The sequence below is a fragment of the uncultured Gemmiger sp. genome, from assembly GCA_944388105.1.
Lineage (GTDB): Bacteria > Bacillota > Clostridia > Oscillospirales > Ruminococcaceae > Gemmiger.
In genome coordinates this window covers 1-22,347 of record CALXHN010000027.1, presented here as the reverse complement: position 1 = coordinate 22,347, position 22,347 = coordinate 1, and the positions used below count along the sequence as shown (strand labels likewise).

Annotated in this window: 23 protein-coding genes; 14 read left to right on the top strand and 9 right to left on the bottom strand. The window is 66.4% G+C overall.

Features of this window, described 5'->3' with window-relative positions:
- The 4 genes from Q0K17_RS04945 to Q0K17_RS04930 form a co-directional block, all read right to left on the bottom strand.
- The coding region (locus Q0K17_RS04945; protein ID WP_294540570.1) for a potassium transporter TrkG at positions 1 to 1,130 on the bottom strand (1,130 nt) is incomplete at its 3' end.
- A gap of 30 nt (positions 1,131 to 1,160) precedes the next feature.
- On the bottom strand, positions 1,161 to 1,859 hold the full coding sequence (locus Q0K17_RS04940) for a response regulator transcription factor (RefSeq protein WP_294540568.1): 699 nt from the start codon (positions 1,857 to 1,859) through the stop codon (positions 1,161 to 1,163).
- Positions 1,860 to 1,862: 3 nt separating this feature from the next.
- Entirely contained in the window at positions 1,863 to 2,924 is a 1,062-nt protein-coding gene (locus Q0K17_RS04935) for a DUF4118 domain-containing protein (RefSeq protein WP_294540566.1), read from the bottom strand.
- 202 nt (positions 2,925 to 3,126) lie between these two features.
- A complete protein-coding gene (locus Q0K17_RS04930) occupies positions 3,127 to 3,501 on the bottom strand; it encodes a transcriptional repressor (protein WP_294540564.1) in 375 nt (124 codons plus the stop codon).
- A 201-nt stretch (positions 3,502 to 3,702) separates the two neighbouring features.
- On the opposite strand from Q0K17_RS04930, the gene Q0K17_RS04925 reads away from it, so the two are divergent.
- Complete coding sequence (locus Q0K17_RS04925) at positions 3,703 to 3,876, top strand: FeoB-associated Cys-rich membrane protein (RefSeq protein ID WP_294540563.1); 174 nt, start codon at positions 3,703 to 3,705, stop codon at positions 3,874 to 3,876.
- 55 nt (positions 3,877 to 3,931) lie between these two features.
- Here Q0K17_RS04925 and Q0K17_RS04920 read toward each other — a convergent pair whose 3' ends face one another.
- A complete protein-coding gene (locus tag Q0K17_RS04920; protein WP_294540561.1) occupies positions 3,932 to 4,735 on the bottom strand; it encodes a hypothetical protein in 804 nt (267 codons plus the stop codon).
- A gap of 177 nt (positions 4,736 to 4,912) precedes the next feature.
- Here Q0K17_RS04920 and Q0K17_RS04915 point away from each other — a divergent pair, with 177 nt between their 5' ends.
- The 12 genes from Q0K17_RS04915 (at position 4,913) to Q0K17_RS04860 (ending at position 16,981) form a co-directional block, all read left to right on the top strand.
- A complete protein-coding gene (locus Q0K17_RS04915) occupies positions 4,913 to 5,602 on the top strand; it encodes an AzlC family ABC transporter permease (protein WP_294540559.1) in 690 nt (229 codons plus the stop codon).
- Positions 5,595 to 5,921 (top strand): AzlD domain-containing protein, encoded by a 327-nt coding sequence (locus Q0K17_RS04910; protein ID WP_294540557.1) that lies wholly within the window; start codon positions 5,595 to 5,597, stop codon positions 5,919 to 5,921. Before Q0K17_RS04915 ends, Q0K17_RS04910 begins: the two co-directional genes overlap by 8 nt.
- A gap of 74 nt (positions 5,922 to 5,995) precedes the next feature.
- Entirely contained in the window at positions 5,996 to 6,868 is an 873-nt protein-coding gene (locus Q0K17_RS04905) for a PPK2 family polyphosphate kinase (RefSeq protein ID WP_294540555.1), read from the top strand.
- 16 nt (positions 6,869 to 6,884) lie between these two features.
- On the top strand, positions 6,885 to 7,994 hold the full coding sequence (locus tag Q0K17_RS04900; protein ID WP_294540553.1) for a glycosyltransferase: 1,110 nt from the start codon (positions 6,885 to 6,887) through the stop codon (positions 7,992 to 7,994).
- A complete protein-coding gene (locus Q0K17_RS04895) occupies positions 7,991 to 8,986 on the top strand; it encodes a glycosyltransferase family 2 protein (RefSeq protein WP_294540551.1) in 996 nt (331 codons plus the stop codon). The genes Q0K17_RS04900 and Q0K17_RS04895 overlap by 4 nt, the downstream gene beginning before the upstream one ends.
- Positions 8,987 to 8,998: 12 nt before the next feature.
- Positions 8,999 to 10,222 carry a hypothetical protein gene (locus Q0K17_RS04890; RefSeq protein ID WP_294540549.1) on the top strand — a complete coding sequence of 408 codons (1,224 nt, stop codon included), beginning with the start codon at positions 8,999 to 9,001 and terminating at the stop codon, positions 10,220 to 10,222.
- Positions 10,219 to 11,496: a glycosyltransferase family 4 protein gene (locus tag Q0K17_RS04885; protein WP_294540547.1), complete on the top strand. Its 1,278-nt coding sequence runs from the start codon at positions 10,219 to 10,221 to the stop codon at positions 11,494 to 11,496. Before Q0K17_RS04890 ends, Q0K17_RS04885 begins: the two co-directional genes overlap by 4 nt.
- Positions 11,493 to 12,518 (top strand): glycosyltransferase family 2 protein, encoded by a 1,026-nt coding sequence (locus Q0K17_RS04880; RefSeq protein WP_294540545.1) that lies wholly within the window; start codon positions 11,493 to 11,495, stop codon positions 12,516 to 12,518. Before Q0K17_RS04885 ends, Q0K17_RS04880 begins: the two co-directional genes overlap by 4 nt.
- A 79-nt stretch (positions 12,519 to 12,597) precedes the next feature.
- Positions 12,598 to 13,617, top strand: a complete 1,020-nt coding sequence (locus Q0K17_RS04875) for a glycosyltransferase family 2 protein (RefSeq protein ID WP_294540543.1) — start codon at positions 12,598 to 12,600, stop codon at positions 13,615 to 13,617.
- 30 nt (positions 13,618 to 13,647) lie between these two features.
- The gene (locus Q0K17_RS04870) at positions 13,648 to 14,634 is read left to right on the top strand and encodes a glycosyltransferase (protein WP_294540541.1); all 987 of its coding nucleotides are present in this window, start codon (positions 13,648 to 13,650) and stop codon (positions 14,632 to 14,634) included.
- Positions 14,616 to 15,947, top strand: coding sequence for a glycosyltransferase family 4 protein (locus Q0K17_RS04865; RefSeq protein WP_294540539.1), 1,332 nt, complete (start codon positions 14,616 to 14,618; stop codon positions 15,945 to 15,947). Before Q0K17_RS04870 ends, Q0K17_RS04865 begins: the two co-directional genes overlap by 19 nt.
- On the top strand, positions 15,923 to 16,981 hold the full coding sequence (locus Q0K17_RS04860; RefSeq protein ID WP_294540537.1) for a glycosyltransferase family A protein: 1,059 nt from the start codon (positions 15,923 to 15,925) through the stop codon (positions 16,979 to 16,981). Before Q0K17_RS04865 ends, Q0K17_RS04860 begins: the two co-directional genes overlap by 25 nt.
- An 86-nt stretch (positions 16,982 to 17,067) precedes the next feature.
- On the opposite strand, the gene Q0K17_RS04855 is transcribed toward Q0K17_RS04860, so the two are convergent.
- Positions 17,068 to 19,044: a hypothetical protein gene (locus Q0K17_RS04855; RefSeq protein ID WP_294540535.1), complete on the bottom strand. Its 1,977-nt coding sequence runs from the start codon at positions 19,042 to 19,044 to the stop codon at positions 17,068 to 17,070.
- Between the two features lie 148 nt (positions 19,045 to 19,192).
- Between Q0K17_RS04855 and cysK the strand changes: the two genes are divergently transcribed.
- Positions 19,193 to 20,128: a cysteine synthase A gene (gene cysK / locus Q0K17_RS04850; protein ID WP_294540533.1), complete on the top strand. Its 936-nt coding sequence runs from the start codon at positions 19,193 to 19,195 to the stop codon at positions 20,126 to 20,128.
- Between the two features lie 56 nt (positions 20,129 to 20,184).
- On the opposite strand, the gene Q0K17_RS04845 is transcribed toward cysK, so the two are convergent.
- The 3 genes from Q0K17_RS04845 to Q0K17_RS04835 are packed head-to-tail and all read right to left on the bottom strand — an operon-like array spanning position 20,185 to position 22,051.
- The gene (locus Q0K17_RS04845; RefSeq protein ID WP_294540531.1) at positions 20,185 to 20,970 is read right to left on the bottom strand and encodes a hypothetical protein; all 786 of its coding nucleotides are present in this window, start codon (positions 20,968 to 20,970) and stop codon (positions 20,185 to 20,187) included.
- Positions 20,971 to 20,973: 3 nt separating this feature from the next.
- Positions 20,974 to 21,558 (bottom strand): zf-HC2 domain-containing protein, encoded by a 585-nt coding sequence (locus tag Q0K17_RS04840; RefSeq protein WP_294540529.1) that lies wholly within the window; start codon positions 21,556 to 21,558, stop codon positions 20,974 to 20,976.
- On the bottom strand, positions 21,551 to 22,051 hold the full coding sequence (locus Q0K17_RS04835) for a sigma-70 family RNA polymerase sigma factor (RefSeq protein ID WP_294540527.1): 501 nt from the start codon (positions 22,049 to 22,051) through the stop codon (positions 21,551 to 21,553). The genes Q0K17_RS04840 and Q0K17_RS04835 overlap by 8 nt, the downstream gene beginning before the upstream one ends.
- Positions 22,052 to 22,347: the final 296 nt, after the last annotated feature.

Here is a 22,347-nt window from a genome sequence, read left to right as displayed (position 1 = left end):
GTGCCGAAGGCGCTGACCACCTCGAACAGGATGTCCCGCAGTTCCAGCTGGGGCTCAAAGACGGTCATCAGGTAGGTGCCGGTGACCACCACGCCCAGCGCCAGCAGGGTGATGACCGCCGCCTTGCGGAAGCTGTCCCGGGGGATGGCGTAGTGGAAAGCCTTCTCGCTGCGGTTGGTGGCGGCGGACTTGATGCCCTGCATCAAGGTGAAGAAGGTGGTGGTCTTGATACCGCCGCCGGTGGACCCCGGCGAGGCGCCCACGAACATCAGCACGATCAGCACCAGCAGGCCCGCCGTGGAAAACTGCCCCAGCGGGTAGGTGGAAAAGCCGGCGGTACGGGCGGACACGCTGTGGAAGAACGCCCCCAGCCAGGTGATGTCCTCGGTGGCTTTGAGCAGCAGCGTGCCGACGATGAGCAGGAAGGCGGTGGTGGTCAGCACCACCTTGGTGTGCATCGAAAACTTTTTCCAGCGGAACCGCACGGACCACATCTCCCGGATGACCAGGAAACCGATGCCGCCGAAGATGATCAGCGCGCAGGTCACCAGGTTGAGCAGCACGTCCTGCTGGTAGGGGATCAGGTTCTTGCCGCCGCCCAGGATGTCAAAGCCCGAGTTGTTGAAGGCGGCCACCGAATGGAAGATGCTGATGCCGATAGCCTCGGGCATCGGGCGGGTGCGGGCGAAGGAGATCAGGCTCAGCAGCGCGCCCAGCCCTTCAAACAGCAGGGTGGTCGCAAAGATGCTGCGCACGAACTGCACGACCCCCCGGCCGGAGTCCAGGTTCATGGCCTCCCGCACCAGGTTGCGCCCGCGCAGGTTGACCCGCCGGCCCATCAGCAGGATGATGCCGGCGCCCACGGCGGTGACACCCAGGCCGCCGATCTGGATCAGCGCACCCAGGATGAACTGCCCCACCGGGGTGAAGGTGTCGCCGGCATCCACCGCGATCAGGCCGGTGACGCAGACAGCACTGGTGGAGGTATACAGCGCGTCGATGTACTGTAAGTCCACCCCGGGGCGCACGCTGCAGGGCAGCATGAGCAGCAGCGACCCCAGCAGGATGGCCAGGGCAAAGCCCAGGGCAATGATCCGCGGCGGGGTCAGATGTTTGATGATCTTGGTCATGTGTTTACAGTCTCCCTTGGCGGGCGGGGGTCATTCGCCGTACATGCGGTACCCGACGCCCAGTTCATTGGCAATGTAGGGGTTTTCGCCGGGGCGGGCCCCCAGCTTTTTGCGGATGTTGGCCATGTTCACCTGCAGCTTTTTCACGCTGCCGGCGTCCGCCGTGCCCCACACACCCTGGATGATGGCGGAATAGGTCATCACCTTTCCGGCGTGCTGGGCCAGCAGGGCCACAATGTTGTATTCGGTCTGGGTCAGGCGCACCGCCGCCCCGTCCAGGCTCACGTCCCGGGCGTCGTAGTCGATGCGCAGCCCCCGCACCTGGAAGCACTCCCCGGGGGCGGCAGGGCCGGGACGGCGGTCCCGCAGGGCCGCCCGCACCCGGGCCAGCAGTTCCCCGGTGCCGAAGGGCTTGGTGATGTAGTCGTTGGCGCCCAGGTCCAGGGCCTGGACCTTGTCCCGCTCGTCGCTGCGGGCGCTGAGCACCAGGATGGGCGCCGCGCCCCCCGCCGCCCGCACGGTGCGGATGAAGTCGGTGCCGTCGGCGTCGGGCAGGCCCAGGTCCAGCAGCACCAGGTCCGGACAGTGGGAGGAGAACATCATCTTCCCCTGGGCGCAGGTGGCGGCGGTGAGCACCTGGTAGCCGTTGCTTTCCAGAATGGCGCCCATGAAACTGCGGATGTTGGCCTCATCGTCAATGATGAGGACCTTGTATTTGTTGTTGCTCACGGGTCAGGCCTCCTTCTCGGCGGGATCGGCGTCGGGGTCCAGGTCCAGGGCAAAGCGGAAGACCGCGCCGCCCTGGGGGCGGTTGCCCCCGGTGATGGTGCCCCCGTGGGCCCGGATGATGGTGGCGCACACCGAAAGCCCGATGCCCATATTCTTGTGGCCGTCGGCCCCGTCCATCCGCCCGTCGAACAGGCTGTCCAGCCGGTCCCGGGGAATGCCGCAGCCGTTGTCCGCCACCTCAAACACCGCCTTGCCGTCCTTGCAATAGACCCGCAGTCCCAGCTCGGTCATGCCCGCGGCGTGCTGCACCGCGTTTTCCAGCAGATTGATGATGACCTGCTCGATGAGCACCGCGTCCATGGGGATGCTGAGGAAATCCTCCGGGATGTCCACCTGCACCGGCTGGCCCGGGTACCGCTTGCGGAACTTGATGAGCACGCTGTCGATGAGTTCCTCCAGCACGGTGGGGGTCTTGACGATGCGCACCTTGCCCCCGTCGATGCGGGTGACCGAGAGCAGGTTTTCCACCATCCGGATGAGCCAGTCCGCCTCCTCCCGCACCTCCCCCAGCAGCTTGATCTGCTGGGCCTTGGGCAGGCGGTCATAGTTTTCGATGATGGCGGAACAGGAACCGTAGATGGTGGTCAGGGGGGTGCGCAGGTCGTGGGAGATGGCCCTTAACAGGTTGGCCCGCATGGATTCCCGGGCGGTCTCGCTGCGCACCTGGTCCTGGCGCTTGCGCTGGGTGGTCAGGGTGCTGGTGATGATGGTCACCGCCAGCATGATGGCGGTGGAGAGGATGTTTTCCGGCACGGTGAAGTTGAAGACAAAATACGGGGCGGTAAACACATAGTTCACCGCCAGCACGCTGATGAGGGAGGCGGCGATGCCGTAGGTATAACCGTCGGTGACCAGGGCGATCAGGTCCACCGCCAGCACGAAGATGGCCGGCACCAGGGTCTGGGACGGGGTGGTCTGCTGGAGCAGCCAGCATCCGGCCAGGGCCCCCGCCAGGATCAGCAGGGTGACGGCCGCGTCCCGCACCACGGCGCGGGGATTGAACATAGGTGCCTTCCTCCCTTTCTGTGGCCCGCAGGCCGCCGATGCTATTATAGCATACCCCGGGCAAAGATGCGGCTAAAACCGCCCCCCGCGGATTCCTTACAGACTACCACGTTTTGCCGGTTCTGGCAAGAGCCAAATAAAAAAGCTGTTTCCGGCGCTGGGACGCCAAAAACGGCCTTCTCTTCTCCGGCAGGAGCGGGTCTCAGTTGCCGGCGCATTCCGCGCACAGTCCGGTCACGATGAAGTTGAAACTTTCCGCCTTGATGCCCGGGCAGGACGCCACCAGCTCACTGAGTTTGTCGGTGGATACCGGCAGGTTGCTCACCCGCTTGCACTTGCGGCAGTACAGGTGCTGGTGCTCGGTCAGTTCCCAGTCAAAGCGATCCGCTTCCCCCGGGACCCCGATGCGCCGCAGCTTGCCGGTCTCCACCAGCAGGTTCAGGTTGCGGTACACCGTGCCCAGGCTCAGGTGCGGACAGTTTTTCCGCGTGAGCTGGTAGATCTGGGCGGCGGTCATGTGCTCCCTGGTCTTCTGGATCGTCTCGATGATCAGTTGTCTTTGCCACGAATAATTCATTTTTTTCTCACCAACCTGTAAACTGGCGAATACGACGTATTCGCATATACACTATAATACTATACTTCTCAGCGTGCAACCGTCAAGATGTGCCAAAAGAATTTTCCGCCTGCAGCCGCGCTTTTCCTTCCCCGGGCTTTTTTTCGGGCGCGGGCTGTGGTATACTGTTGGGGACAGCAAACGCAAGGAGGTCTTTTGTCCATGCCGGGTTTTGTGATCCTGATCCTGGTGTTCGTGGTGCTGGCCGTGGCCATCGTTTTCATCTCCAACCAGGAAGGCGGCTGGCACGGGGGCTGCGGCGGCAACTGCGCCGCCTGCCGCCATCGCTGTGAGGACGCCGCCGACCCCAAGAATCCCCAACACAAAGAAAACTGACCCAAAGGCTCCCGGCTTGCGGCCGGGGGCCTTTTGTGCAAGCGGCGCCGGGGTGTCAGGCGGCGGCTTCCCCGATGATGTCGGCAATGGCGGCGGCGTCGGTGCCGGTAAGGCGCCAGGTATAGGTAATCTCGCTCACCGGCATGGCGGCGTCTTCGGCGGTGTCCTGTCCGGCGGCGGGCTGCCGCACCCGGGAATAGGTGGTGCAGGACACAGCCAGACCGTCCTCCACCTCAATGGTGTAGCGCAGTTCCTCATACTGCGCCCGGGCGGCACTTTCCCGGGCCTGCCGGCGCTCCTGGGCGTCGCTGGCCAGACCCCGGTCGATGAGGGCCTGTTCCTCCGCCTCCATGGCCGCCAGCTGCTCCTCGATCATGGCGGGGAAGGCCCCTTCCCCGATTTCCACCGTGTACACCCCGTCGGATCGGGTCACGGTCACGTCCTTCTCCTCCTCCGGCCAGCTGACCAGGGGCATCCAGGTCAGGTTGGCCGCCGCCGCGATGCCGGTGTCGTCCCGGGACCAGCTTTCGCCGTCAAACCAGTAGTACACCCCGTCGATGAGGGCGGAGCCGTTCTCAAACAGCGGTTCCCCGTTCACGTCGTAGGTGGTCATCTTCTGCATGGCATCGTCCCCGGTGCGCCACATGCGCTGGGTCATGCTCAGGCCGTCGGCGGGGGTATTTTCCCCTTCCACCGTCATTTTTGTGTCGGCCACCACGGCGTAGTCGGGCAGGGCGGCGGTGGCGGACAGCGCCGCCAGCACCTCGGCCGCGGCGGCGCTGTCATGCCGGGAACAGCCGCCCAGAAGCAGGCACACCGTAAGCAGCAGGGCCGCGGCGGGAACGGGGATGTGTTTCATGGGGTGCACCTCCTCATTTTGCACGAAACTGCGAGTATATCCGGTTTCAGTATACCGCGGCCCGGCCTGCCGCCGCAATATGCAGGCTGGCCAAAAAACACCGCCGCCTTTTGGCGGGGCGGACAGCCCCCGCCCGGGGTGCGGAATTCTGTTGGATAAAAGGAGCGTGGATGTCCCTTGCAAACCGTCCGAAACGCCTTCAAAAGCAGCCTGCCGGTGCTGGCGGGATACCTGGTGCTGGGCGCCGGGTTCGGCATGATGATGAAAGCCGCCGGCTACAGCCCCTTCTGGGCCCTGGCCATGAGTGTGTTCGTTTACGCCGGGTCGATGCAGTACGCGGCGGTGGGGCTGCTCAGCGGCGGGGCCAGTCTGGTCACCCTGGCCCTGACCACCCTGATGGTCAACGCCCGACATCTGTTTTACGGCATCTCCATGCTGGAACCCTACCGCAAGGCCGGAGCGGCCAAGCCCTACCTGATCTTCGCCCTCACCGACGAGACCTATTCCCTGGTGTGCGACGGCCGACGCAGCGTGCGGGAATGCCTGCTCCTGTCCCTGTTTGACCAGCTGTACTGGGTGGCGGGCAGCGTGGCCGGGGCCCTGCTGGGGGAGGTGGTCCCCTTTTCCACCCAGGGGGTGGACTTTGCCCTGACCGCCCTCTTCCTCACCGTTTTCACCGACCAGTGGCTGCACAGCAAGACCCATTTCCCCGCTTTGTGCGGGGCGGGGGTGTCGGCGGTGTGTCTGGCGGTCTTCGGCCCCGACCGGTTCCTGCTCCCGGCCATGGCGGGCATCACCGCCCTGCTGCTGGCGGGGAGCCTGGGGCAGAAACAGGACACCCGGAAGGAGGTGACCCCGGATGAATGACCCGTTGTATCTGGCAGCGGCGGTGGCCGTCATGGCCCTGGTCACCGCCGCCCTGCGGTTTGCCCCCTTCCTTTTGCTGGGCGGGCGGCGCACCCCCAGGCTGGCGGTGTACCTGGGCCGGGTATTTCCCTGCGCCACCGTGGGCATGCTGGTGGTGTACGGGCTCAAGGACCTCTCCTTTGCCGGGGCGGGGGGCTTTGTGCCCCAGCTGCTGGCGGGGGCCCTGGTGGTGGCCAGCTATCTGTGGAAGCGCAATTCCCTGCTGAGCATCGTGGGCGGCACCGCCTTTTATATGGTACTGGTGCAGACGGTGTTCTGAGCCGCAGCCGCCTTGCGAAACGGGGGCAAAGCGGGTATACTAGATTTAACTATTTCCCAACGGGAGGAAAACGTATGACGGCCGATCGTTTTCGTTTTGACGGGCAGACGCCCTGCACCCTTTCCGACCTGCCCACCGGCGCGGGAGACGCCCGGGAGGACAAACCCAAATACCTGAGCCGCACCGCCGCCAATCTGGAGGAGATGGGCCGGCTGCAGGACGGCTTTTACGCCGACGGGCGGGAGGGCCTGGTCATCATTCTGCAGGCCCTGGACGCCGCCGGCAAGGACAGCACCGTGAAGCATGTGATGGGCGGGCTGAACCCCCAGGGGGTGACGGTGCACAGCTTCAAGCAGCCTTCGGCGGAGGAGCTGGCCCACGATTTCCTGTGGCGGGCCAACCGGGCGCTGCCGCCCCGGGGCGGCATTGCCATCTTCAACCGCAGCTACTACGAGGACGTGCTGGTGGTGCAGGTCCACGACCTGCAGAAGACCTACCGCATGCCGCCCCGCACCACCGAGGCGGGCCAGCGGGAATTTTTCCGCCGCCGGTACCGCCAGATCCGGGACTATGAGCGGTATCTGTACGAGAACGGATACCGGGTGCTGAAGATCTTCCTCAACGTATCCAAGGAGAAGCAGAAGGAGCGGTTCCTGGAACGCATCGAGACCCCGGCCAAGAACTGGAAGTTCTCCGAATCCGACCTGAAGGAGCGGGCGCTGTTTGACGAGTACGCCCAGGTCATCGGGAAGGTCATCACCGCCACCGCCACCCCGGACTGTCCCTGGTATGTGATCCCCGCCGACCAGAAATGGTATACCCGGTATCTGGTCAGCGAGCTGGTGGCCGACGCCCTGCGCCAGAGCTGCCACGAATATCCCACCCTGCCCGACGAGACCCGGGCCCGGCTGCGGGAATGCCGCCGCCAGCTGGAAGAAGAAGACTGAATGAAGGAGGCGAAGCATGGCGCCGATCCGTGTTTTGCAGGTGATGCCGGCCATGGACGCCGGCGGCATGGAGACCTTTGTGATGAACGTCTACCGTGCCATCGACCGCGACCTGGTGCAGTTTGATTTTCTGTACCATTACGACAAGCCCTGTCTGTACGACTATGAGATCCAGGCCCTGGGCGGGCAGATCACCAAGCTGACCGTCCGGCAGGACAACAACCTGCCCCGGTATCTGCACCAGCTGGACGCCTTTTTTGCCGCCCATCCGGAATACCGCATCATCCACGGCCATTACAGCGGCTTCGGCATGTTCTACAACGCCGCCGCCCGCCGCCGCGGGGTGCCGGTGCGGGTGGGCCACAGCCACAACACCGCCTACGAGCCCAACCTGGTGGGCCGGCTGGACAAGCTGATGAGCGCCCGGTTCAACAAGGACCTGACCGACCGCTTTGCCTGCAGCCGCAAGGCCGGGGAGATGCTGTTCGGGTCCAGCCCCTTCACCGTGCTGCCCAACGGGGTGGACACCGACCGGTTTGCCCACCCCGCCCCCGACGCCCGACAAAAGCTGCGGGAACACCTGGGGGTGCGGGAGGACGAGCTGCTGCTGGGGCATGTGGGCCGGTTCTCCGCCCAGAAGAACCATGCGGGGCTGCTGCGCATCTTTGCGGCGCTGCTGCCCAAGCAGCCCAACGCCCGCCTGCTGCTGCTGGGCGGCGGCGCCCTGGAAGGGGAGATCAAGGAGCTGGCCAAAGCCCTGGGGGTGGCGGACAGGGTGATCTTTGCGGGGGTGCGCACCAATGTGCAGGCCTTCTACGCCGCCATGGACGCCTTTTTGCTGCCCAGCCTGTTCGAGGGGCTGCCGGTGGTGCTGGTGGAAGCCCAGGCCGCGGGCCTGCCCTGCTTTGTGTCCGACACGGTGGACCGGGGGGCGGCCTTTGCCTCCAACGTGACCTTCCTGCCCCTGAAGTCCCCGGACATCTGGGCCCACGCCATCCATTACAGTGACCTGACCCGCAACCCCCACGCCCAGCAGCAGGCCATGGACGCCGGGTTCGACATACATACCAGCGCCCGCATTTTGCAGGAATTCTATCTGCGCCGCTATCAGGAGGTGCAGGGATGAGCGCCGGGGCGGCCCTGGCCGCCGTGGTGGTGCCGGTGTACAACGCCGCCGCCTATCTGCCCGTCTGTATTGCCGCCATCGCCGCCCAGACCATGCCGGATTTCCGGTGCTACCTGGTGGACGACGGCTCCACCGACGGTTCCGGCGCCCTGTGTGAGCAGGCTGCCGCCGGGGACGACCGGTTTTTTGTGCTGCACCAGGCCCAGTGCGGGGTGTCGGCGGCCCGCACCGCCGGGGTCCGCGCCGCCCGGGCCGACGGGGTCAGCTGGGTGGCTTTCTGCGACGCCGACGACCTCTACCACCCGGAATTCCTGCGCACCCTCATCGGGGCGGCCCGGTCCAGCGGCCTGCCCGCCGCCTGCTGCCGGTACGACAGCTTCACCGACGCCCCGCCCGCCGACGCCCCCGTGCCGGAGGAGGCCCAGCGGATGATGGCCCCCGACCACCTGGACGCCCTGCTCCACGACCATCGGGTGGATTTCAGCCTGTGCAACAAGGTGTATGCCGCCCGCATCCTGGACCCCGCCGACTTTGACAACGGCTTTGCCTTCAACGAGGACCTGATGGCCAACTGGCAGGTGTTCAACAAGATCGAGGGCTGCGCCTTTGTGGATTTCGACGGCTACCATTACCGGCAGCACGCCGCTTCGGCCAGTCACCGGCCGCTGGCCCCCGCCAGCATCGACGAACAGCGTCGGGCGGCCATCTACATCCGCCAGCACGCCGCCCCCGAAATGCAGGAATCGGCGGATGCCTTCTACTATGAAAAGCTGGTCTATCTGGCCAGCATGATCCTGCGCCGGGAGGACGCCGACCGCTACCGCATCCAGCTGGGAGAGCTGTGCGTGGGCATCCGGGCAGGGCTGGAGGACAAGCGGCTGGGCCGCAACCCCCGGCTGCCTTTGTCCATCCGGGTCTCGGCCTTTGCCACCGTCCACTGCACCGTGCTGTGGGCCGCGGTCTGCCGCCGCCTGCTGAAAGACCGACGCTGAAAGGGGCCCGCCATGCGCATCCTGTTTGTGTTTGACAGTGTGGAAGCCCCCGCGGCCGCCAACCCCCGTCTGGGCCGGCGGCTGGCGGAGGCTTTGTCCGCTTTGGGCCATGAAGTGGAGCTCCTGGAACTGTGGGACGGCACCCACGCCCCGCCCGCCGTGACGGGCTGTGTGACCCACGACCTGCCCTTTGCCGACGAGGCCGCCATGAACCGGGCCCTGGAAAACGGCGCCGCCGGGGGCACCCCCGTGCCCCTGCGGCTGCTGCGTCTGGCCGCCCATCCGGCGGCGGTGGGGGCGGCGGTGCGCCAGTTTGCCCTGCACGCCCCCCGGCGGGTGACCGCCGCCCGCAAGGCCATGGAGGCGCTGCACCGGCAGCGGCCCTATGACGCCGTCTGCGCCGTGGCCGCCCCCTACCGGGCCGCCTTCGCGTTGGAAGGGGCCGCCCTGCCCGGGGCCCGGAAGCTTTTGTGGCAGATGGACCCCTACGCCGCCAACGAGAGCTACCATGCCCCCGGCGGCTACGACCGGGAGCGGGCGCTGCTGCAGGCCCTGGACCACACCTACATCACCGCCCAGGCCGCCCCGGACTATGCCCCGGGCGGGCCGCTGGAACCCTGCGCGGGCAGGGTGTCGGAGCTGGGTTTTCCCAGCCTGGTGCCCCTGCCCCGGGAGGCCCCGGACCCCACCTTGTGTGCCTTCTGCGGCACCCTTTACCCCGGGCTGCGCACCCCGGACGCCCTGCTGAAGCTGTTTCCCCGGCTGGACAGCCGGCTGACCCTGGTCATGGCCGGGGGCGGGTGGGAGGCTTTCGGCCCCCAGCGGGCCCAAGCCCAGGCCGCCCTGGGGGACCGGCTGAAGATCCTGGGTCCCGTACCCCACCAGCAGGCCGCCGCCCTGGAACGGCGGGCGGGGGTGCTCATCAGCATCGGCAACACGGCGTCCAACCAGCTGCCCAGCAAACTCTTTGAGGTGTTTGCGGCGGGCAAGCCGGTGCTGCATCTGGCGGCGGGGCCCCGGGACGCGGCCCTGCCCTATCTGGCCCGGTGGCCCCTGGCCTTTGTGTGGCGGGAGGCGGCCGACACCCCCGCCCTGGGCCGCTGGCTGGCGGAAAACGCCGGACGCACCCTGCCTTTTGAAACAGCGGAAGCCTGTTTTCCCGAATACACCCCCGCCTGTGTGGCACGGCAGTTTTTGCAGCACGCCGCACCGGCCGCGAAAGGAGAGTCCCTATGAAGGTACTGTGGCTGGTGAGCATCACCATCCCGGCGGCGGCCGAAGCCTGCGGCCTGCGGGCCGGGGAGGTCAGCGGCGGCTGGCTGACCGGGCAGCTGCATGCCCTGACCAACCGGCCGGACGCCCCCTTCCTCACCGTCTGCAGCGTGGACAGCCGCGCCAAGACCGCCCTGACCGGGGGCAAGGGCGGGGTGCGGTACCGCATCCTGCCCGACGGGGAGCGGGATACCTTTGCCATGCTGCTGCGGGCGGAAAAGCCCGACCTGGTCCACATCTGGGGCACCGAGTACCCCGCCGCCGCGGCCATGCACCAGGCGGCCCTGGGGCTGGGTATCCCGGCCCTGGTGGGCATCCAGGGGGTCATGCGGGACTGCGCGGCCCATCTGTGCGACGGCGTGCCCGCCCGGTATCTCCATTCCGGGCCGGTGCAGAAGCTCATCGACCGGGCGGTGCCGGGGGCGCTGCTGGACAAGATGCAGGCCCGGTTCGACGGGCTGGCCCGGGCGGAGGCCGACCTTTTGCGGCAGGCCCGGTATGTGACCGGCCGCACCGGGTTTGACCGGGCTGCCATGGCCGACCTGGCCCCGGATGCCCGGTACTTTGCCTGCAACGAGACCCTGCGCCCCGCCTTTTACACCGAGCCCCTGTGGCAGCCCCGGACCTTCGGCACCGCGCCGGTGCTGCTTCTGACCCAGGGCAACTACCCCCTGAAAAACCTGCACACCCTGCTGCTGGCCCTGCCCGCGCTGCTCAGGCGCTGGCCCGGGCTGGTGCTGCGGGTGGCGGGATGGGGCCCCCTGGACAAGGGGGCGCTGCTGCGCCCGGTCATCGAGGCCATGTTCCCCTACCAGACCTGGTGCGCACGGCTCATCAAGGAAAACGGCCTGCAGCACCATGTACAGTACACCGGCCCCCTGCAGGAGGCGGAAATGCGGCAGGCCTATCTGGATGCCGATGTCTTTGTGCTGCCCTCCTACTGTGAGAACAGCCCCAACAGCCTGGGCGAAGCCATGCTCCTGGGGCTGCCCTGCGCCGCCGCCCGGGCCGGGGGCATCCCCAGCATGATGGGCGAGGAGGAAGGGATGCTGTACGGCCCGCCGGGGGACGCCCAGAACCTTTCCAACGCCCTGGCCGCCCTGCTTTCGGACCCCGGCCGGGCCGCCGCCCTGGGGCAGGCCGCCCGCCGCCGCGCCCTGGCCACCCATGACCCCGCCGCCAACGCCGGGACCCTGCTGGCCATCTACCGGACCATCACCGGGGAGGAAAGCCTATGAGCCTGCCGCCCATCACCGTCATCATCCCCTGCTACCGCTGCGCGGCCACCCTGCGCCGTGCGGTGGACAGCGTGCTGGACGGCGCGCCGCAAAACCTGCAGCTGCTGCTGGTGGATGACGGCAGCCCCGATGCCACCCCCGCCCTGTGCGACGCCCTGGCCGGGGAGGACCGGCGCATCACCGCCCTGCACCGGGAAAACGGCGGGGCTTCCGCCGCCCGGAACACCGGGCTGGAGGCCGCTGCCGGGGAATGGATCCTGTTTGTGGACGCGGACGACCAGCTGCTGCCCGGGCTGTGGCAGGCGCTGCCGCCCGCCCTGGCCGCCCGGCCCGCCCTGGTGCTGTTCGGCATGGAGCGGGCCAGCGGCCCCGCCCCCTGCCCCCTGGCGCCGGGGGTGTATGAACGCCTGAAAGACACCGGCCCCGCCCTGGACCCCCTGCTGTTTGAGAGCGGGTATCTGGCCGCCCCCTATTCCAAGGTGTTTTCCGCCGCGGCCCTGGGCCCTTTGCGGTTCGACGAGACCCTGGCGGTGAACGAGGACGTGCTGTTCAACCTGGAATTTTCCCTTTTTTCACAAATTCGCCCTGCCATTTATGCGCTGCCGGGTGTATACTATAGACAAAATGACCTGGAAGAAGGCAGTCTGTCCCGCCGGCTGCGGGGGGACCTGCTGGACACGGAGGCGCGCACCCGCCCGGTGCTGGAACGCCTGCTGCGGGCGGAAGGCCTGCCGGAAAAGACCGTGGCGGACTTCTGCCGCAAAAGCCGGGTGCGGGCGGCCCTGAACCAGTACGGACTGCTCACCGGGCGGGACGGTGCCCTGCCTTATTCCCGGCGGCGGGCCCTGTTTGCCCGCATCCTGTCCGACACCGACGCCCGCGCCGCCCTGCGGCAGTCCCTGGCCGCCGACGACCACCCCCTGCTGGCCCTGCCTTACCGGGTGGGCACAGCCCTGAACCTGCCCGGGCTGCTGGCCGGATACACCGCCGTAAAAAACCGGATTTTGTACCGCGCCCCCTGAAAAAACCGGTCCGGCCCCGCCCATGCGTTGCAAACAAAGGCAAAAACTGTTAAAATTTAGGACGAGAGGAGCCCGCCCCATGCCACAACCGACGATCAGCATCGTCACCACCGTCTATAATGCCCGGGAGTACCTGCCCCGCACGGTGCAGAGCATCCTGGCCCAGACCTTCACCGACTTTGAACTGCTGCTGGTGGAGGACGGCAGCCCCAACGGCTGCGGCGAACTGTGCGACGAGCTGGCCAGGACCGACCCCCGCATCCGGGTGTTCCACAAACCCAACGGCGGCCCCGCCTCGGCGGCCAATGTGGGCCTGGACAACGCCCGGGGCGCCTACATCGGTTTTGTGGATTCGGACGATCTCATCGAGCCGGACATGTACGAACGGCTGTACAACGCCATCCAGGAATCCGGGGTGCGCATCGCGGCCTGCACCGGCGACGCCATCGACGAACAGGGCGCCACCATCCCCGGACGGATGGTGGCCAAGCGGGAACACGGCGTCTGCGACGCCATGGACCTGCTGCTGGAGACCTTCCAGACCGGCAGCTTCTACGGCCCCCTGAGCTGGAACAAGCTTTTTGACATCCGCACCTTCCGGGACAAGGGGGTGCGCTACGATGAAAGCATGTTCTTCGGGGATGACGCCAGCGTGCTCCATCTGGTATTCGAGGGGGAGCGGGCTGTCTGCCTGCCCGACGTGCTCTACCATTACCGCGCCCGCACCGGGCAGCTGACCGGCGACGCCTTCCCTCCCCGCAAGCTGGACGACCTGCGCATGTACTGGGACTGGCTGCTGTACTTTGCCCAGCGCCCCGGATCCACCGAGCTGTACCGCTGGGCGGTGGCCTGGTACTGGAAGGTGTTCTATACCTTCTACTGTCTGGCGGGCGCCGCCGGCAACCGGAAGGAACTGCGGGAGGGCTTCGGCTTCCATCTGAAGCACCTGCGGGCGGTTTTGCCGGATATCCTGCGCTGCCCCCACGTTTCCCTGTTTGAAAAGGTGCGGGCGCTGCTGTTCTGTTTTTCTCCGGAGCTGGCTTACGGGCTGGCCCGGATCTGGGGCCGCGCGGCCGGTCCGGCCGAAGGAAGGCTGTAAAATTTGCGGAATCGAGAACGAGGTATCACCATGGAACATATCGCGGTCAGTGTCATTGTACCGATCTATAACACCAAACCCTATCTGGAAGAGTGCATCCAGAGCATCCTGGATCAGGGCAAGACCTTTGCGCATCCCTTTGAGGTCATTCTGGTGGATGACGGCTCCACCGACGGCTGCGGCGAAGTGTGCGATGCCTTTGCCGCCAGGGATGCCCGGGTCCGGGTCATCCACCAGGAGAACCAGGGGCTTTCGGCCGCCCGCAACACCGGCATTGACGCCGCCCGGGGCCGCTATTACGCCTTTGTGGATTCGGACGACATCCTGCGCGCCGAATACCTGAAAAAACTCTACGAGGCCTGTGAGACCCACGACGCCTACATGGCCATCTGCGCGGTGGAGGACGTGGCCGAAAACGGCGACAGTCTGGACCCGCCCGCCTACACCGATCCCACCGCCACCGGCGTGTTTGTGGGCAAGGAACTGCTGAACAACTTCTATTCTCCCAACGGCACCTACTACACCGTGGCCTGGAACAAACTCTACCGCGCCGAGGTGTGGAAGCTCCTGCATTATCCCGAAGGACGCCTGCATGAGGACGACTTCGTGGCCCACCGGCTGTTCTGGCGGTGCGACCGGGTGGTCTGCCTGCAGGATCACCTGTACTGCTACCGCCTGCGGGGAGGCAGCATCTGCCGCACCGACCTGAAGCCCGAAGCCTTTGACGCGGTGGACGGTCTGGCCGACCGGTACCGCTTCTTTGTGGAGAACGGGGCCAACCGCACCGTCATCGACTGTGCCTACGCCGCCTGCTGGCGCCGGTATCTGTTCCTGTGCGCCAAGGTCAAGCAGAACCCCACCCCCAAACTGGTGAAAGCCATTTCCAAGGAACAGTTCCTGATGCAGGGGCTCATCAGCTACCTGCCCAACTGCAAGCAGCTCAAGATGACCGAAAAACTGTCCGCTGCCCGCTGGTCCATGATGCCGGCGGAAAGCCTGTGCCCGCTGAAGAAGTGAGTCTGATGGCCGAGACCAAGGAAAAAACAAGGTTCACCGTTCCCCTGCTGCCTTCGGGGCGCAATACGCCCCATGCCCCCCGCATCCTGCTGGTGCCGCCGCCGGAACTGCCGGTGCCCGCCGTGCAGGGCGGCGCGGTGGAGACCCTGGTGACCCATCTCATCCGGGAAAACGAGCGCCGGGGCAAGCTGGATTTGCTGTGTGCCAGCATTCCCCACCCGGACGCCGCCGCCCAGGCCAAGGAATACCGCCACACCAAGATGCTGTATGTGGCCCGCCCCAAGGGGGCCCGCCGGTACTGGCCCCTGGTGTTCATCGAGCGGTGTTTCGGCATTGCCGCCCCCTATGACCCCTGGTACCAGAAAGTCCAGCTTTCCCTGGCGCTGGAACTGCCGCCCCCCGACCTGATCGTGGCCGAAGGGGGCACCCTGACCCAGTGCAGCGCCATCAGCCGGATGTTCGGACGGCAGAAATGTCTGGCCCATCTCCACGGGCAGACTTCCTGCAGCCATACCATGGACGAGATCTACGGCGGGGTGCTGGCCCTGAGCGAATTCATCCGGGACGATTACCTGAAAACCAGCACGCTGGACCGCAGCCGTGCGTATATCTTACACAACTGCATCGATCTGCAGCGCTTCACCCCCGGTGCGCCGGACGAAGCCCTGCGTGCTTCGCTGGGGTTTGACCCCGGCGATTTTGTGGTGCTGTTTTGCGGGCGTCTGGAGCCGGACAAGGGCATCCACAAACTGCTGGAAGCCATGACCGCCCTGGAAGACCCCCGCATCAAGCTGCTCATTGTGGGCAGTCCCTTTTTCGGCCGGACCCAGTCCAGCCCCTTCCTGCGCCGCCTGGAACAGCAGGCCAATGCGCTGGGGGGCCGGGTCCGGTTCACCGGCTATGTGCCCAACGAGCGCCTGACCGAATACTACCGGCTGGCGGACCTGGTGTGCGTGCCCACCCTGGTGGAGGAAGCCGCAGGACTGGTGGCCATGGAGGCCATGGCCTGCGGGCGGCCGGTGCTGGCCACCCGCAGCGGCGGCATGCCCGAATACCTGGAAGGCAGTCAGGCCGTGCTGGTGGACCGGGGCCCCGAACTGGCCGGACAGCTGAGCTGGGCCATCCGGATGCTGTATGAGCACCCGGAACTGCGGGCCCAGATGGGAGAGGCCGGGGCCAGAGCCGCCCGCCGGTTCTCCCCGGAACATTTTTACGATACCTTCGTACAGATCGTGTACGATTTTCTGGGCCTGGGGCCCGTTCCCCAAGAGGGAGAAGGAGGAAGTGTATGCAGCGAACCGCCGTCTGTGTGATCGTGCCGGTTTGGAACGCCGAAAAAACCCTGCCCCGCTGTGTGGACAGCATTCTTGCCCAGCAGGTGGAGGGAGGCGTGAGCTGCATTCTGGTGGATGACGGCGGAAGCGACGGCAGCGGCGCCCTGTGCGACCGGTACGCCGCCGGGGATGACCGGGTAACGGTCATCCATCAGCCCGGAAACGGCGTCAGCGCCGCCCGCAACGCAGGGCTGGCAGCCGCCCGGGCGGACTTCATCGCCTTTCTGGACGCGGACGACGCCCTGCGCCCGGGGGCGCTGCAGGCGGCTTTGACCGTGCAGCGTCAGGCCCCCGGCGCCTTTGTCCTGTGGCACTACACCACCGACGAGGGCTGTACCGCTCCGGTGGGCCCCCACGCCGTCACCGCCCAGCAGACCGCCCTGGCACGGCTGTATCTGGACTGCCTCATCGCCATGCCCTGGAACAAACTGTACCGGGCAGAGCTGGCCCAGCGGCTGAAATTCAACAGAGAGTACACTCTTGGCGAAGATTTACAGTTCGTTTTGGATTACATCGACCTGCTGGGCCGGGAACAGCCCGGGTTCGTCTACCGGGTGATGGAGGACGCCCTGACCTTCTACGACTGCAGCCGGGAAGGGACCCTGTCCACCAAATACCACCCCGATTACTGTGAGATCTGGCCCCGGCATTTTGCCAAGCTGAACGACGCGGTGATGGCCGCCGGCGCCCCGGAGGAGGACCTGCTGCCCCTGTGGCGGGCGGAAGTCCGGGTGTTCGGGGAAGGGGTGGCGGATATCCTGCGCCGGGATCCCGGTCCCCTGCCGGCCCGCCGGACCAAGGCCCGGGCCGCCCTGAAAAATCCCTGGCTGGCCGGACTGCTGGCCGACATGCGCCGGAAACGGTGCTACAGTCCCTACTACCTGCCCCTGCGCCGGCGCAGCCTGCTGCTGGTGACCCTGCTGGCCCGGTCTGCCCGCAGCGGTTCCCCCCTGTTCGGCAAGCTGGACTGGGGCGGCTACTACCTGCTGGGCGGCAGCTGGCACCGGGCGTGAACCGAAATTTCTTTACAAAAAACTACGGCACATCGTTTCCTGCAGCCAAGTGCTGCACAAACGCGATGTGCCGTTTTTTTGTTTGTTCAGTCCAGGGCGTCGAACCGCAGGGGGCCCACCACCGCTTGGGTGCCGGGGTCCAGGGTCAGGGTGAGCACCGTTCCGTTGCCCGCCGGGGCGTCCAGGGTGACCTGGGCATTTCCCGCCGGGACCGGCGCTTCGGCCAGCAGGGCGCCGTCGGTGCCCCACAGCTGCAGGCTGCCGATGGTGCCGGTGCCGGCGCTTTCGCAGGTCAGGGTGACGCGGGTGCCGGTGTACAGTTCCAGCCCGGGGGAGCGCAGTACCTCGCCCCCCGCCCCGTCGGTGTGCAGGCGGCGGTCGGCGTCTATGGTGCCGGTCCAGGTGTACCAGGAGGTATTGGGGTAGTCGATGGCCGCTTCCCCGTAGGGCAGGCCGGCGGGCTGGCCGTCCACCAGGGGGGCGCCGTCGGTGCGCAGCACCACAAAGTCGGCGGTCTCGCCGTAATAGGTCCAGTGGCCGGAGATGGAACCCTCCAGGCCGCCGTTCTCATAGGTCTCGTGGGAGCAGACGATGGCGGCGGGGCTCTGATAGGCCAGGGCGTCGGTGTCGGTGAGGCGGCCGTCCCAGGTGCCCAGCATCCAGCCGCCCTCCCCCATATCCATGAGCATCATGTACCGCCGGGTGGGGTCCAGGGCACCGCAGACCTCGGCCACGCTGCTCTCCCCCGCAATGAGCACATCCTGCACATCCATGGAACTGATGACCCCGCACAGTTCCCGCTCCCGGGCGTTCACCCCGAAGGTGCCGTCCGCCTGCCAGATGCTGCCCACGGCGCCGGTGTCCACCGCCAGCACCAGGGCCGCCATGCCCAGGGTGCCCGCGGCCATCCCCGCCCGCCGCAGCCGCACCGGCCGCCGCACCAGGGTGGGCGCCGCAAAGGCCGCCAGCACCAGCAGGGGCACCGCCCCCATGAGGTGGTAGCGGTATTCAAAATAGGGGTCGCCGTAGCGGGTGTCGGTGAGCAGCAGCACCCCCAGGTTCCACCAGAAGATGGCAAGCAGGTATTTTCCCGGGGCCAGTTCCCGGGGCAGGGTTCCGGTCAATGCCTTGCCGGTACACCACAGGCCCAGGGCCAGCACGCCCCCGGCCAGTCCGGTCCGCAGCAGGCAGGAGATGCCCGCCGCGCTGAACACCGGGGTGGCCGCGTCGGGCACCGCCCCGAAGAGGCGGAAAAAGCCGATGAAGCAGTTGGCGGCGTTGTCCCGCAGGGTGTCCAGGGAGTTCAGGTTCATGGAGGCGGCGGTGGTCTTTATGCCCAGGGCCTTCTGCAGCCCCAGCCCCAGCAGGGTGGCGGCCACGCTGCCCCCCAGGCAGGCAAGGCGGTAGGGGTCGGCCTGCTGTCTGTGCTTGAGCCAGCCGAAGCACCACAGCGCCAGCACCGGGGCCAGACCGCAAGCCGCCACATAGATGCCGCTGGAAAAGGCGGTGAGGCAGCACCCGGCCAGACAGACGGCCAGCAGCCCCCAGTCCCGCCGCCGGGGACGGGGCGGGGCCAGCAGCAGGGCGGTGAGCAGCAGGGGCAACATGACCTTGAAGGCGTACTGGGAGGCGTTGAGGAAGAGCATGTTCCAGTAGCCGGTCATGTAGAATTCATAGGGCAGCAGCACCGCCAGCACCGCCAGGGCGCTCCGGCGCGGCCCGCCCCTCAGCCGGCGGACCAGAAAGGCCAGCAGGGCCGCCCACCCCGCCAGCAGAACCCCGTTGCCGCACCAGAAGGCCAGCACGGGGTTGTGTGTCAGCCCGTAGAAGGGCAGGGCCAGCAGGGTGGTGCAGTCCAGCTCCATGGTGGTGATGTACCGCCAGTCCGGTACCACCAGGGAACCGGATTCCCAGATGGCCATCATATGGGTGTAGACCTTGGCAGCATCGTTATCAATGACCGCGCCCCCGGCCCGCAGGGCCACCGCGCACAGAAACACCAGCTGGGCGGCCGCCGCCAGCCACCAGAATCCGGCCCACAGCCGGTTTGCCTTTGTTTGCATTGCCATTTCCTTTCCCTGCGCCCGTGGGCGATATCTGGTCTTATTTTAGCACAGGGGACGGTTTTTGACAAACCGCCGGGATGGGGGTATAATCAGGGAAAACTATGGATACGGTGGGATTTTTTCGTCGGAAAGGGAGGTTGCCGCCATGGCCCGCATCTACACTTCGGTCGATCAGCTGATCGGCCACACCCCGCTGCTGGAACTGACCCGTCTGGAGGCCGACCTGGGGCTGAACGCCCGGGTGCTGGCCAAGCTGGAATATCTGAACCCCGCCGGGTCGGTGAAGGACCGGGTGGCCAAGAGCATGCTGGACGACGCCGAGGCCAAGGGCATCCTGAAGCCGGATTCGGTGATCATCGAGCCCACCTCCGGCAACACCGGCATCGGGCTGTGCAGCGTGGCGGCCGCCCGGGGATACCGGGTCATCATCGTCATGCCCGAGACCATGAGCGCCGAGCGCCGTGCCCTGATGAAGGCCTACGGCGCCGAGCTGGTGCTCACCGAGGGTGCCAAAGGGATGGCGGGGGCCATTGCCAAAGCGGACGAACTGGCCAAAGAGCTGCCCAACGCCATGGTGGCGGGGCAGTTTGTGAACCCGGCCAATCCGGCGGCCCACATCGCCACTACCGGCCCCGAGATCTGGGAGGACACCGACGGCGCCGTGGACCTGTTTGTGGCGGGGGTGGGCACCGGCGGCACCATCACCGGCGTGGGCCGTTACCTGAAAGAGAAAAAGCCCGGTGTGCGCATCGTGGCGGTGGAGCCCGCCGACAGCGCGGTGCTCTCCGGCGGCAAGGCCGGCCCCCACGCCCTGCAGGGCATCGGCGCCGGGTTTGTGCCCGAAGTGCTGGACACCCGCATCTATGACGAGGTCATGACCGCCACCACCGAGGACTCCTTTGCCGCCGCCCGGATGCTGGCCAAGCGGGAAGGGGTGCTGGCGGGCATCTCCTCCGGCACCGCCCTGTGGGCGGCCATCGAGCAGGCCAAGCGCCCGGAAAATGCGGGCAAGACCATCGTGGTGCTGCTGCCCGACACCGGCGACCGGTACCTGTCCACCGCCCTGTTCACCGAAGAATAAACGCAACAACAAACAGCCTCTCTCCCAAACGGGAGAGGGGCTGTTTTTCTGTATGCTTACAGGGCGGGGATGTCGGCGGCGGCGGTGGTAGCGGAAATAGCCGTTTTCTGGATTTCCTCATGGGTACCGCCCTTGGGCACCAGGGTCAGGTCGTACCAGTCGATGGCAAATCCGGCTTCCTCAGCGGCAGCCTTGAGGCGGGCCAGGGTCCTGTCGTAGTCGGCCCGGGTGGGGGCGCCGTCCCACAGTACCTGCACCACCATCCGGTCGGGCACCTTGGCGGTCACGGCCTTGTCAAAAGGCGCATCCAGGGGGAAGAGGTCCACGTACCCGGTCACCTCCCGCATGTTGTCGGGGGTCCAGCACAGGTCCAGCTCTACATCCATGTTCTGGATGTCCTCATAATCGGTGCCGGGCAGCCAGCCGTTGAAAGCCGGGGCGAATTCCAGGTCGGGCAGGGCCTCATGCAAAGCGGCGCTGAGTTCCTCGGCGCCCTCCTTGCCCTGGCGCACCAGGGTCCAGTTGCGGCCCTCCACCTCCCGCTGTTCCTCCCCCTGCCGGAAGAACCAGAATGAGGTATCCACCATAAAGGTGGTGTCGGGGCTTTGCTCGCTCTGCACCCGGGCATAGTAGCGGAACCACTGTCCGCCGCCGCTTTCCAGGATGGTGAAGGTCTGGCCCGGGTAGGCTTTTTCGGCGTAGGCCAGGGCCCCGTTGTCCGCCAGACGGCGGCTGATGGGGTCGCCGGTGATGCCGTCCACCAACAGCAGCAGCCCCAGAACGATGAGGGCCCCCGCCACCCCGGCCAGAATGCGCAGAGGGTTCTTTTTCCCGGTTTTCATGGTTTATTTCTCCTTTCCGGTCTTGCCGAAGGCATATTTGAAGAGGGAGGCAGCCAACGCCCCGATGACGCAGAACACAAAAGGCCAGAGCGCGCCGGTGGCGGAACTCAGGACTGCCGCCTGCCAGCTGGTGTAGTAGGGCAGTTCGGCGGCCAGGGTCCAGACGAACCAGACCAGGGCCGCCAGCACCGGCACCAGCCGCCAGAGGAAGTCGTCGAACCAGCAGATGACCCCGCACACCAGGGGGAAGCAGAGCAGGGCCAGGGTGCTGTGGGGGCTGAAGACTACCAGCATGCTGCCCCCCAGACCCAGGACCAGAAAGCCCAGCAGCCACAGGGTCAGTTTGTTCTGCACCCGGCGCAGCACCCGGCTTTCGTCAGGCACAGGCAGGGCGGGTACGGCCGGATTTTCGGTGCCTTCGGGGGAAAGCTGGGGGAATTCCGTCCGGCAGGCTTCGCACCGGGCCAGGTGTTCTTTGACCAGGGCGGCGCTGTCGGCGCTGGCCACCCCGTCGGCCACCAGAGGTGCCAGGTCCCGGCACACATCGCAGGAAATGCCGCTTTGCCGCGGCGTGGTATGTTCAGTCATTCCAGAGCCCCTCCTTCTGTAAGGTGGATTTGAGCCAGGTCCGGGTGCGGTGTTCCATGACCCGGGCGCTGTTTTCGGTGATCTTGAGCCGGTCGGCGATCTCGGCGTAGGAGCACCCTTGGGCCCGCAGCATCACCACTTCCGACGCGGGCGGGCCTTTTTCCGCCAGCAGCTGCCGCACCCGGTCCAGCTTGCGGCGGGCATCGGCATTTTCGGCCAGACGGTCGTCCACATACAGGCCCAGCATGTCGTCATATTCCAGGGTGGGGCGGCTGCGGCGCAGATCCTCCAGCCAGATGTTGCGGGCCAGCCCGAAGAGCCATGCCTTGATGCTGCCCTCCCCCCGGTAGGCGGGCAGGCAGCGCAGCGCCCGCAGAAAGGTATCGGCCAGCAGGTCCTCGGCCCGGTGGGGGTCCCGGCACAGATGCAGCAGGTACCGGTACAGCGGGGTCTTGTATGTGTTGTACAGGGTTTCCAGTTCCGGTATGGCCATGCCCACCCTCCTTTCTCCTGGTTTTTTCGAGCGCTCTTGTCATACAGTGACCGGCTGGGGGGATTTTGTTACAGGGGGAAAAAAGATTTTTTGCGGACGTGAGATGGGCTCCCCTGTGCAAGGAGAAGTATCCGGCAGGGTTGTTGCTGAACCAGTCGCGCTCTCCCATATTTACAACCAACCCGCTGGCCGTGCCATTAAAATCCATTCCTTGCGCAGGTCCCCCAGGACCTGCGTAGGCCGTCGTAAGGTGGCCGCACCGGGTCCAGGGTGAAACCCTGGTCGGCGTCCACCGC

What these genes read in the sequence shown, in the direction of transcription:
- Q0K17_RS04935 (WP_294540566.1), bottom strand. Translation starts at nt 2,924, where the DNA reads ATGTTCAATCCCCGCGCCGTGGTGCGGGACGCGGCCGTCACCCTGCTG.
- Q0K17_RS04930 (WP_294540564.1), bottom strand. Translation starts at nt 3,501, where the DNA reads ATGAATTATTCGTGGCAAAGACAACTGATCATCGAGACGATCCAGAAG.
- Q0K17_RS04925 (WP_294540563.1), top strand. Translation starts at nt 3,703, where the DNA reads ATGCCGGGTTTTGTGATCCTGATCCTGGTGTTCGTGGTGCTGGCCGTG.
- Q0K17_RS04920 (WP_294540561.1), bottom strand. Translation starts at nt 4,735, where the DNA reads ATGAAACACATCCCCGTTCCCGCCGCGGCCCTGCTGCTTACGGTGTGC.
- Q0K17_RS04910 (WP_294540557.1), top strand. Translation starts at nt 5,595, where the DNA reads ATGAATGACCCGTTGTATCTGGCAGCGGCGGTGGCCGTCATGGCCCTG.
- Q0K17_RS04905 (WP_294540555.1), top strand. Translation starts at nt 5,996, where the DNA reads ATGACGGCCGATCGTTTTCGTTTTGACGGGCAGACGCCCTGCACCCTT.
- Q0K17_RS04900 (WP_294540553.1), top strand. Translation starts at nt 6,885, where the DNA reads ATGGCGCCGATCCGTGTTTTGCAGGTGATGCCGGCCATGGACGCCGGC.
- Q0K17_RS04895 (WP_294540551.1), top strand. Translation starts at nt 7,991, where the DNA reads ATGAGCGCCGGGGCGGCCCTGGCCGCCGTGGTGGTGCCGGTGTACAAC.
- Q0K17_RS04890 (WP_294540549.1), top strand. Translation starts at nt 8,999, where the DNA reads ATGCGCATCCTGTTTGTGTTTGACAGTGTGGAAGCCCCCGCGGCCGCC.
- Q0K17_RS04885 (WP_294540547.1), top strand. Translation starts at nt 10,219, where the DNA reads ATGAAGGTACTGTGGCTGGTGAGCATCACCATCCCGGCGGCGGCCGAA.
- Q0K17_RS04880 (WP_294540545.1), top strand. Translation starts at nt 11,493, where the DNA reads ATGAGCCTGCCGCCCATCACCGTCATCATCCCCTGCTACCGCTGCGCG.
- Q0K17_RS04875 (WP_294540543.1), top strand. Translation starts at nt 12,598, where the DNA reads ATGCCACAACCGACGATCAGCATCGTCACCACCGTCTATAATGCCCGG.
- Q0K17_RS04870 (WP_294540541.1), top strand. Translation starts at nt 13,648, where the DNA reads ATGGAACATATCGCGGTCAGTGTCATTGTACCGATCTATAACACCAAA.
- Q0K17_RS04860 (WP_294540537.1), top strand. Translation starts at nt 15,923, where the DNA reads ATGCAGCGAACCGCCGTCTGTGTGATCGTGCCGGTTTGGAACGCCGAA.
- Q0K17_RS04855 (WP_294540535.1), bottom strand. Translation starts at nt 19,044, where the DNA reads ATGCAAACAAAGGCAAACCGGCTGTGGGCCGGATTCTGGTGGCTGGCG.
- cysK (WP_294540533.1), top strand. Translation starts at nt 19,193, where the DNA reads ATGGCCCGCATCTACACTTCGGTCGATCAGCTGATCGGCCACACCCCG.
- Q0K17_RS04845 (WP_294540531.1), bottom strand. Translation starts at nt 20,970, where the DNA reads ATGAAAACCGGGAAAAAGAACCCTCTGCGCATTCTGGCCGGGGTGGCG.
- Q0K17_RS04840 (WP_294540529.1), bottom strand. Translation starts at nt 21,558, where the DNA reads ATGACTGAACATACCACGCCGCGGCAAAGCGGCATTTCCTGCGATGTG.
- Q0K17_RS04835 (WP_294540527.1), bottom strand. Translation starts at nt 22,051, where the DNA reads ATGGCCATACCGGAACTGGAAACCCTGTACAACACATACAAGACCCCG.